The following is a 415-nucleotide window of genomic DNA, read 5'->3' as shown; positions in this document are numbered from 1 at the left end:
GGTTCTGGCTGGAATTTCACCCAGCAGTCTGGCTAGTATGAGCCATGTTGCTGAACTTTTTCCCTTATCTATTGCTATTTTTAGTTAGGTGGAGATTAGCGGACTCGAACCGCTGACATCCTGCTTGCAAAGCAGGCGCTCTACCAACTGAGCTAAACCCCCACACACAATTCAATCTTCAAATTTCCAAAATCAACTCTTTACTTTTGACTTTTGACTTTTGATTTTTGACTTGTTTCAGGTGGGCCATCCTGGACTCGAACCAGGGACCTCACCCTTATCAGGGGTGCGCTCTAACCACCTGAGCTAATAGCCCGTTCTCCGAACCAAATCTATAGTTTGAAAGTTCAGCAAATGTTGCGAACGACCTAGGAATAACCAACTCAGTCTCTATTCACTGTGTGTTTTCGAGTTC

At 44.8% G+C, this 415-nt stretch carries 2 tRNA genes; both read right to left on the bottom strand.

Going from position 1 to position 415, the window contains the following annotated elements:
• Nucleotides 1–89: 89 nt before the first annotated feature.
• Nucleotides 90–162, bottom strand: a tRNA-Ala gene (locus tag ACM0OS_RS29040).
• Between the two features lie 80 nt (nucleotides 163–242).
• Nucleotides 243–316: transfer RNA gene (locus ACM0OS_RS29035), tRNA-Ile, on the bottom strand.
• Nucleotides 317–415: the final 99 nt, after the last annotated feature.

It is taken from the genome of Nostoc sp. CCY0012 (assembly GCF_963920855.1).
Lineage (GTDB): Bacteria > Cyanobacteriota > Cyanobacteriia > Cyanobacteriales > Nostocaceae > Cyanocohniella.
Note: the sequence above shows the minus strand (reverse complement) of the source record. Positions and strands in the feature narration are given on the sequence as shown.